At 62.6% G+C, this 8,646-nt stretch carries 7 protein-coding genes and 1 pseudogene; 4 read left to right on the top strand and 4 right to left on the bottom strand.

Annotated features, from left to right (window positions below):
• On the top strand, positions 1-2,103 hold a 2,103-nt coding region (locus ACXJ7R_RS18190; RefSeq protein ID WP_457153048.1), incomplete at its 5' end, for a hypothetical protein.
• Positions 2,104-2,117: 14 nt separating this feature from the next.
• On the opposite strand, the gene trmFO is transcribed toward ACXJ7R_RS18190, so the two are convergent.
• The 3 genes from trmFO to ACXJ7R_RS18175 form a co-directional block, all read right to left on the bottom strand.
• Positions 2,118-3,527 (bottom strand): methylenetetrahydrofolate--tRNA-(uracil(54)-C(5))-methyltransferase (FADH(2)-oxidizing) TrmFO, encoded by a 1,410-nt coding sequence (trmFO, locus tag ACXJ7R_RS18185; protein ID WP_457153047.1) that lies wholly within the window; start codon positions 3,525-3,527, stop codon positions 2,118-2,120.
• A gap of 388 nt (positions 3,528-3,915) precedes the next feature.
• A complete protein-coding gene (locus ACXJ7R_RS18180) occupies positions 3,916-4,056 on the bottom strand; it encodes a DUF1127 domain-containing protein (protein ID WP_013895120.1) in 141 nt (46 codons plus the stop codon).
• Positions 4,057-4,104: 48 nt separating this feature from the next.
• Positions 4,105-4,245 carry a DUF1127 domain-containing protein gene (locus ACXJ7R_RS18175; protein ID WP_013531315.1) on the bottom strand — a complete coding sequence of 47 codons (141 nt, stop codon included), beginning with the start codon at positions 4,243-4,245 and terminating at the stop codon, positions 4,105-4,107.
• Positions 4,246-4,483: 238 nt separating this feature from the next.
• Here ACXJ7R_RS18175 and ACXJ7R_RS18170 point away from each other — a divergent pair, with 238 nt between their 5' ends.
• The 3 genes from ACXJ7R_RS18170 (at position 4,484) to ACXJ7R_RS18160 (ending at position 7,699) form a co-directional block, all read left to right on the top strand.
• Positions 4,484-5,602 (top strand): DUF2157 domain-containing protein, encoded by a 1,119-nt coding sequence (locus tag ACXJ7R_RS18170; protein ID WP_457153046.1) that lies wholly within the window; start codon positions 4,484-4,486, stop codon positions 5,600-5,602.
• Positions 5,599-6,183, top strand: coding sequence for a GDYXXLXY domain-containing protein (locus ACXJ7R_RS18165; RefSeq protein WP_457153045.1), 585 nt, complete (start codon positions 5,599-5,601; stop codon positions 6,181-6,183). Before ACXJ7R_RS18170 ends, ACXJ7R_RS18165 begins: the two co-directional genes overlap by 4 nt.
• Positions 6,184-6,250: 67 nt before the next feature.
• Positions 6,251-7,699, top strand: coding sequence for an aromatic amino acid lyase (locus ACXJ7R_RS18160; RefSeq protein ID WP_457153044.1), 1,449 nt, complete (start codon positions 6,251-6,253; stop codon positions 7,697-7,699).
• A gap of 406 nt (positions 7,700-8,105) precedes the next feature.
• On the opposite strand, the pseudogene ACXJ7R_RS18155 reads toward ACXJ7R_RS18160, so the two are convergent.
• Positions 8,106-8,646, bottom strand: a pseudogene (locus ACXJ7R_RS18155) (hypothetical protein); the annotation flags it as partial.

Genomic DNA, 8,646 nt, shown 5'->3' with positions numbered 1-8,646 from the left:
GCGCCAGCCATCGACTGGCGGGTCAAGCATCCTTTCCGGTATTTCACCGAAACCACCGATTTCGATATGCAGCGGGAAGCCATGGCCGAGGTCATGGCAACGCATGGCGGCGCCTTAACGGCTACGGCTGTTTCCGATCTCGAACGGCTGCTCAACGATCCGCGTTGGCTGCGTGAGTGGTACAAACAGGACGCCACGCTCTATCCAAATCCCAAGGGCGCGGGCCGGCCCGAACGCGGCTGGGCGAACCCTATCAATCGTCGCCGCTCCACCTGCTGGGACGCCCGAGAACAGTGGCATTCGTCCTGCGCCAGCGACAGTTTCGGAACGGCACTTCGGAGCGACTACGTGCGCCCGCAAGGGCACACCGTTGTCTTCAGCTTGACGGATGCGCCGGCCGGCATCTGCCGATGGCAAGCCGCGCGGCCGATTTTCATTGCCGGGCGTGGCCGGCTTTCGGCGACGGCGGAACAGCCCTGCGCCGCGCTCTTTGAAGCGCGCATTCCCTTTGAACCAGATATCCCGGAAGCTGCGCGCGGCGTCGATGTGTCTGTGACCCTGCCGAACGGCACGGTGCTTTCGCAACCTTCCATCTGGGTTCGTGACCGGCTCATCGCCGGTATCGGCGACAGTTTTTCGTCGGGCGAAGGCAATCCCGATACACCGGTCGAGATCGATCCGCTGTCAAGACGGAGACTTCTCAACATCTCCTTCGTCTACGACCCCGACACCCAGGCGATCAAATCGGTACCAGCCTATTCGTTGCCGGTCCGCTATCAGAATGCGCCGGCTGGCTGGCTCGACCGCAAATGCCATCGTTCGGCCTATAGCTACCATCTGCGCACCGCCTTGCAGGTCGCTCTTGCCGATCCCAAGCACAGTGCGGTGACGTTTCTCGGCTTTGCCTGCTCGGGAGCCGAAGTGACGGAAGGGCTGCTTTTTCCCTATGCCGGGGTTGAGGCAGTCAACAGTTCCTATTTTTCGTCGGGCGGCAAACTGCGTCGCGACTTGCCGCAGATCGATCGGCTGATGATCGAACTSTGCCGCGATGATCTTCTGCGCACGCATGCAACCCGTACAGTGGCTTTCGACACGCCGCTCACCGACGAGCGAGGCCGCGCATTGCGCAGCGCCAAACTCCTCGACTGCAAACCGGGGCGGTTCCTGCGGACGATCGACATGCTGATCGTGTCCATCGGTGGAAACGATGTCGGCTTCACACCGCTCATCGTGGAAGCGCTGACCAAGACAAGGCCTCCATACGCAAACGCCAACAGCAGTTTCCGCGCCGACGCCCTCGGCGCGTCAGTCATTCGAACTGTCGCTCGGATCGCCAAAGCGCATGATGTCGCCACGGCGCGAATCCGCGCAAAGGAGCTGCCGGCGCGCTTTGCCGCCTTGCGAAAGGCGCTGGCGCCGCTGCCCATCGCCAGCAACGGTGGAATGCCCAACATTGTGCTGACCGCGTTTCCCAAGATCGAATTCAACCAGGACGGAAGGCTCTGTGGCGAAGCCACACCGCGTGAAAGGCTTGAAGGCTTCAACGTCGGCGGGGTGCTGTCGATCGACGTGCCTACGCTGCGCCCCATCAGCGATTTCGCCAACAATGTGCTTTACCCGGCGACGCGCGACGCCGCCCACGCAGGAAACTGGCATTTCGTCGATGCCCAGCGTGCCGCGTTCGCCAAGCATGGGATCTGTGCGCAAAAGAGCTTGTCGAGCGGCGTCACGGCCGCCGAGAGCCTGATGCTGCCCTATTACCATGCGGACGGGCCGCGACCGGACAAATGGTCGGAATTCGAGCCTTTTTCCGCTCGTCGCGATGCCGATTTTAAAGCTTCTCGCGACACGCGTGCCTACGCGCCGCGCGAGCGCTGGTTCCGCACCATCAACGACATCTGCCTTTTCGTGCAGTCCAAGGCGAGCGGCACGCCACCGCCGCCACAAGATTGGGCCTTGCTCGATCTGGTTGAGGTTTGCCTGGGCGGTCCGTTCCATCCGACCGCGGAAGGCCATGCCCACATCGCCGACGCGGTGTTCGCGGCAGCAACCACGATGCTCAACTTGCCACGGCCAACGGTCGCGGATGTGCGACCGCACTGAAGGGAGGAGCAGGGCTACTCGGCTGCTTCCGCTTGGGATGCCAGCCCCAGCCACTGCCTGCAATCGGCGCGCGCACGTGCGCTTATACCCTGCCGCTTGGCGACGGTCTTGTCCTTGCCGCGCAGGCGCTTGCCATCTGACTTCGGTGCTTCCATTGGCGGGAACAGGCCGAAATTGACGTTCATCGGCTGGAAGGAGCGTTTTCCCGGTTCGTCTTCGGAGACGATGTGGCCGCCGGTGATGTGGTTGAGCAAGGCACCGAAGGCCGTGGTGAGCGGGGGCAGGGATGGTGCCTGGCCGAGTCTTTCGGCAGCGGCGAAGCGTCCGGCGAGCAGGCCGATCGCGGCACTTTCGACATAGCCCTCGCAGCCGGTGATCTGGCCGGCGAAGCGCAGGCCGGGGCGCGACTTCAGCTGCAGCGAAGCGTCGAGCAAGGTCGGCGAGTTGATGTAGGTGTTGCGGTGCAGGCCGCCGAGGCGGGCAAAATCGGCGTTTTCCAGGCCCGGTATGGTGCGAAACACGCGCACCTGCTCGGCATGCTTCAGCTTGGTCTGAAAACCGACCATGTTGTAGAGCGTGCCCAGGGCATTGTCCTGCCGCAGCTGGACSACGGCATAGGCCTTGACCGTTGGATTGTGCGCGTTGGTCAGCCCCATCGGCTTCATCGGCCCATAACGCAGCGTCTCGACGCCGCGTTCGGCCATGATCTCGATCGGCAGGCAGCCTTCGAAATAGGGCGTGCCTTCCCATTGCTTAAATTCGGTCTTCTGGCCGTCGACCAGCGCTTGGACGAAGGCAAGGTATTGCTCCTTGTCCATCGGGCAATTGATGTAGTCCTTGCCGGTGCCGCCCGGCCCGACCTTGTCGTAGCGCGACTGGAACCAGCAAATGTCCATGTCGATCGTGTCGAAGTGGACGATCGGCGCGATGGCGTCGAAGAAAGCCAGCGCATCGGCGCCGGTCGCCTCCGCGATCGATTGGGCAAGCGAAGGCGCGGTCAACGGACCGGTGGCGATGATCGCCTGGTCCCAGTCCGCCGGCGGCAAGCCCGGCACTTCCTCGCGCTGGATGGTGATCAGCGGATGGCCTTCGAGCTTTTTCGTCACGGCGTCGGAGAAACCGTCGCGGTCGACGGCAAGCGCACCGCCGGCCGGCACCTGATTGGCGTCGCCGGCGCTCATGATCAGCGAGCCGGCCAGCCGCATTTCGGCATGCAGCAGGCCGACGGCGTTGTTTTCGGCGTCGTCGGAGCGGAAGGAATTGGAGCAGACCAGTTCGGCCAGGCCATCGGTCTTGTGCGCATCGGTGCCGCGAACGGGCCGCATTTCGTGCAGGATGACGGGCACGCTAGCCTCGGCTGCCTGCCAGGCGGCTTCAGAACCGGCGAGGCCGCCGCCGATGATGTGGATGGGATTTTTGCTCATGAGCGCCGGAATAATCGCTTGGAGCGGTGATTGCAATTGCCGCGCGTGGCGCAGGGCAAGCGGCTGCGGCGGAACCAACCCCTGAAAACAACAACACCCGCCGGGGGAGGAGGTCCGGCGGGTGTCGTTTTTGGGGTCGACCCTCGGGAGGAGGTGAAGGCCGACCGTATTCGTCATCGCCGGGGAGGAGGTCGGCTTTGACGAAATCTCTTTCGCCATTTTGAAAGGGGCGAAACCCTTTTGGGGCATTCGTTTTGCCCGGGGGAACAACGCCCGCCGCGGGAGGAGGTGCGGCGGGCGCCGTTTTGTTGGTCAGCCCTCGGGAGGAGGTGAAGGTTGACCGGATCCGTCAGGGTCGGGGAGGAGGTCGACCCTGGCGAAATTCTGGCTAGATCGCCCGGCGGGCTACAATCTTGATTTCGTCGCGGACGATACCGAGATCATGCAGCTGACGGTTCGAAAGGCGACCCAGCTCGGTAACCGTCTCGCGATAAACGCGCCAGTTACGATAGTTGCGGATCAGGTTCATTGTCGTTCTCTTTTCAAAACTGTTCGGACCATTTGCGGTCCGAAGAAATTAGACCGCCTTGCGAGCGACGTAAGGAATGTCGCTGCGGCTGATGCCGAGGTCGGTCAGTTCACGGTTGCTCAGGCGGCTCAGCTCGGACACGGTGTCCCTGTAGCGGCGCCAGTTGCGGTAGTTGCGGATCAGGTTCATGGTATTTCTCGTTTCGTCTTTCTTTCGGATCATTCCGTCTTTGTGTACGAAGCATAGATAGGCGGGCCTATATCGATTTAAAAGCGCTATGGCTGCATGGCAGCAATGCAAATTGTGCAATGCAGCATTAACGCGCGTTCACGGACCTGACACAAAGAAACCCGAATCGGAAAATGCCGTTGCGTCAACGGTTTGACCGGATCGGCTGAAAAAAAGACCAAGCTGGGGGAGAAGCGGCATGGCGGGCTATTCGTCACGATTGAGGTCGGATATCGCGCGCTGGCGGCAGGCCGGCCTGATCGACGCCGCGACCGCCGATTCCCTGACGCGCGATGTCGAGGCAAACGAGCGCAAATCGCTCAGCTTCGGCTCGATCCTGGCGATGATGGCCGCCTTGCTGTTCGGCGCCGCCATCCTGATTTTCGTCGCCGCCAACTGGGATGCGATCCCAAGGCTGGCGCGGGTCGCGGCACTCTTTGCCATCATCCTTGGCGGCTATGTCGGCGGCGCGCTGTTGAAGACGCGCGACCATGCGGCGATCGGCGAGGCGCTGTGGATCGTGGCCGCGGCGGCCTTCGGCGGTTCTATGGCGCTGATCGGCCAGATGTATCATCTCTCGGGCGACGAGGCGTCGGCCTTGGTCACCTGGGGCGCGGGCACGGCACTGGCGGCGGTCGCGCTGCGTTCGAACCCGCTGACCGTCGCTGCGGTCGGCATCGCCGATGCCTGGCTGTTCCTGAAAGGCTTCGACTATTACAGCCGCAGCGATTTTCCGCATCTCTTCGTGGTCATGGCGATCGTGCTGTTTGCCGTCTCGTTCTGGACCCGCAGCCAGCCGGCGCGGCACCTGATCATCCTGTCGCTGCTGTTCTACCTCGTCCTGTTTGGTATGGACCACGCCACGCTGCAGGTGGCGATCCCCCTGGTCATCGTCTCGGCGCTGCTGTTCGCGGCATCAGTCTTTGCGCCGGAGCCGGTCGACAGCATCGTCCAGCTCGGCGGCCGTTTGCCCTTGCACGCTTTGCTCGGCTTTCTCACCGGCCTGGCGATGGTCCAGTTCGAACTGGCTGATGAAAGCACCTACAACAGCGGATTCGCCATCGCTTCGGTGATTGCGTTGGCCGGCATCGTCGCTGCAATCGTGCTGGCGGGGCGAGAAAGCCGCGGATTGCGCTGGCTTGCCTATGCCGGCTTCGCCTTTGAAATCGCCATCATCTATGTTGTGATGCTGCAATCGATGCTCGATACGGCCGGCTTCTTCCTGGCCGCCGCAGTGCTGCTCGGCATCCTCGCGCTCGTCATCATCCGCATCGAAAAACGCATGAAGGGCCCAGCCGCCAAGGGAGCCACGGCATGATGACCGGAAAGAGGCTGATCATCTCGGCGCTGGTGCTGGCGCTCGTCCAGATCGGATTTTTGAGCTGGATCATCGCCGGCCGGGCGGCGATCCTGCGCAACGGCAAGGAAGTGCTTCTGAAGATCGAACCCGTCGATCCGCGCGATCTTCTGCGCGGCGACTACATTATCCTTGGCTATCCGATATCGCGCATACCGGTGAAAATGATCGCCAACATCCCGGCCGACAAATTTTCGAGTGACGACAYGCCGATCGTCGTCCGCCTGAAGAAGGGTGCCGACGGCTATTGGCAGCCCACCACTGCCTGGTTCGGCAAGGCGCCGACGCCGGCCGCTGCCGACGAGGCCGACATATCAGGCCACGTCGCCGAGGGCTGGGATCTTCGCAGCGAAGGCATGACCATCGCCCCGGATTACGGCATCGAGCGCTTCTATCTGCCGGAAGGCGAGGGGACGGCGATCCAGAACGACATGCGGGTGCGCCCGTTCGGCATCCGCCTCGCGCTGGCCGGCGACGGCACCGCGCAGATCAAGGCGCTGGTGGACGGCGACAAGATACTGTTCGAGGAACCCCTCTACTAAACCAATGATGTCGATCGGGACGGTCGACGGACGCCCTCGGCGGTCTCCTACTTGGACGGTAAGAAGCATGCCAATCACCCTGTCGACGCGTGAAGACATCAACCTCGACACGGTTTTTCGTGTCGCCTGGAAGAAAGAGACGGTGGAGATCGGCGAGAAGGCGTTGCAGCGCATCGCCGAATGCCGAGCCTCGTTCCTCAGGCTTATCGAATCCGATCCGCCGCCGGTCATCTATGGCGTAACCACCGCCATGGGGGAGTTGGCGAGCCGCAAGCTCGAACTTGACGAGCGGGATCGCCATGCGCGCATCAAGGCGTTCGCCGCCGCCACCTCGTTCGGCGATCCTTTGCCCGATCGGGTGGTCCGGGCGATCGCGCTTGCCCGCCTGACCAACTTCATCGAGGGCAACGCAGCCACCACGCCACGCATCGCGCTCGCCGTCGCCGCGATGCTCGACGGTGGCCCGATGCCAACGGTACCGGCCTCCGGCCAGGGCGGCGCCGGCGAGATCCTGGCGCTCTACCCGCTGTTTGCAGAGCTTTCGGCGCGCTTCGACCTCGAGGTCAAGGAGCGGGGCTCGCTGATCAACGGCTCGCCCTGCGCCGCCGCGCTGGTGGCCGATGCGGCGCTCGCCGCTCGCCGCCGCATCCGCATGGCGCACAAGGTGTTCGCACTGTCGATCGAAGCGTTTCGCGCCCCGCTCGAGCACTACGACGTCGCGCTCGACACGCTCTGGGGTGACGACCATGAAGCCGCGGCCCTCCAGGGGTTGCGGGAATTTCTGGTCGGCGCCGGAGACGGCCGGCGCAATTATCAGGCGCCGGTCAGCTATCGCATCGTGCCGCGCGTTCTCGGCCAGGCGCATCGTGCGCTGTCGTCTGCCGAGCGGGCGGCTACCGTCTCGCTGGCCGCGATATCCGACAATCCGGTCTACATCCCGCCGGACGACGCACATCCGCTCGGCCGCTGCATCAGCACCGGCGGCTATCACAATGCCATGGCGACACCGGCGCTGGACGATCTGGCGGCGATATGGGCCGACATCTGCCTGCTCTGCGACCGTCATGCCTCCAAGCTTTTGAACGGCAAGGTGTCGCTGCTGCCCGATCTTTTGATGACCGGGCGGCATTGGGCCGACAGCGATGGCCACGGCAGTGTCGGCTATGTGCCTATGGCGATCACCGGCTATCTCGAGCAGGCCAAGCTCGCCGCTCAACGCACCTTCATTCCGGGAACGGAATCGGCCGGTGCCGGACAGGACGACGTCGCCACCACGGCGTTCTTCGCATGGACCAAGGAGGCGACCGCGGGCCGCTGCGTCGATGCGGCAATGGCGATGCTGGCGATGATGGCCTCGCAGGCGCTGCACGTGACCGAACGCGCGCCGCCGCCGGCGCTGCAGCCATTTGTCGATGACATCAGAGCCATCGTGCCGCCTGTCGGCGACGATCGCGTGCTGGGGCCTGAACTGGCGAACCTGGCCGCATGGTTCACAGTGAGAGCGTTCGAGGCTTAGGCACTGATGCCAGGACGGTCGCGGCCATCGGTTGTGTGCCTGTCGACGGATGGCGTTGGAACCTGCACCGGTCCTCCTTTGCCAAGGCTTCGGAACGCGTCAGAGGAGTGAGGTCACGCCGATCTGAGATAGCCCGAACACGGCGCGGTATCCGGCGATCGCTGCCGGAACGGCGAACGCAGCGGCGACGGCCGGATCAATTGACGGCACACAGTCAATTGAACAATCGTCGCTGGACACCACATGCGAGATGCAGTTGCGTTGCGGCAGCGCGGCACCGGATTGGACTCATTTTTGTATCAACTGTGGTACCCCACCGGGAGGGGGCGTGTGCCACTATACGAAATAGCCAAACAGATTTTTTCGCAAGAAAGTTCACTGACTCAGGGATGGAGAACGCTGCTGCTCAACTCCGGACCTTACTCGTCTCGGCGATGATTTTGGGATAGGGACCAATCGATATTGTGTAGCTAAAGTCTGCTACGCCTTTTTCCTGCTTGTGTGTCGAGGGGCTGCGCACAACCCAGTCATAGACGCCAGAAACCATGCAGCGATCGTTTGCACAGGTGACCACAATGCTGTCATTGCGGACGTTATATATCCGTTCGGGCCATCGCTGGTAATAGTTCCTCTTGTCCTGAATGATCGAACTCAGGTTCGTCAACTTGCCATAATAGTCGACCGTGCGAGCGTAGGACGCCTGAACTTGAGCAAGAGCGAAATCGTCGTTGTCGCCATGATGCTCGATCAGATCCTTGACGAAGGCGACCGCAGCGCTCTCCGCCTGTTGCCTTGCGTCGGGTGCGGGCACGGGCGCAGGCGCAGGATCTGGCCTCGTCGACACCTGCGATGTATCTACGGGCGATTGGTTCGCTGCGACATTGGTCACACGCAACTCTGCCATTTCGCTGGCCGATAGGTATCTTATGTCATGCTTGTCATAGCTC

This window comes from Mesorhizobium sp. P5_C1 (genome assembly GCF_054049815.1).
This window is presented reverse-complemented; position numbering and strand designations above follow the sequence as displayed.

Coding starts and splice junctions, on each gene's coding strand:
- ACXJ7R_RS18160 (WP_457153044.1), top strand. CDS start 6,251: ATGCCAATCACCCTGTCGACGCGTGAAGACATCAACCTCGACACGGTT.
- ACXJ7R_RS18170 (WP_457153046.1), top strand. CDS start 4,484: ATGGCGGGCTATTCGTCACGATTGAGGTCGGATATCGCGCGCTGGCGG.
- ACXJ7R_RS18180 (WP_013895120.1), bottom strand. CDS start 4,056: ATGAACCTGATCCGCAACTATCGTAACTGGCGCGTTTATCGCGAGACG.
- ACXJ7R_RS18175 (WP_013531315.1), bottom strand. CDS start 4,245: ATGAACCTGATCCGCAACTACCGCAACTGGCGCCGCTACAGGGACACC.